This is a genomic window from Photobacterium sp. R1, assembly GCF_054600795.1.
This window is the reverse complement of sequence record NZ_BAAHZP010000767.1, coordinates 1-252: the sequence shown is the minus strand read 5'-3', so window position 1 is coordinate 252 and position 252 is coordinate 1. Positions and strand designations below refer to the sequence as shown.

Below are 252 nucleotides of genomic sequence, written 5' to 3'. Positions count from 1 at the left end.
ATGAATACACCTATACCAGCGGCACCATCATAGAAACACCATTGGGTGTGATGGAAGGCCATTACGTCATGATTGACGACAATGGTAACGAGTTCAATGCCGAGATCTTACCTTTCCGTTTGGCTATCCCCAATATTCTGCACTAAACAGGGTCGATAATGGCAACCTATCTGGTCGGCGATATTCAGGGCTGTTACCGCGAGCTCTGTGCGCTTCTTGAGCGTGTAGGCTTTAGTGAACAACACGATGAAC

Annotated in this window: 1 protein-coding gene and 1 pseudogene; both read left to right on the top strand. The window is 47.6% G+C overall.

The annotated features are described in order from the left end of the window. Positions 1–146, top strand: a 146-nt coding sequence (locus ACYP03_RS27150; protein ID WP_459782824.1) for an ApaG domain-containing protein, incomplete at its 5' end; no start/stop codon positions are given. Positions 147–158: 12 nt separating this feature from the next. After that, a pseudogene (locus ACYP03_RS27145) lies at positions 159–252 on the top strand (bis(5'-nucleosyl)-tetraphosphatase); the annotation flags it as partial.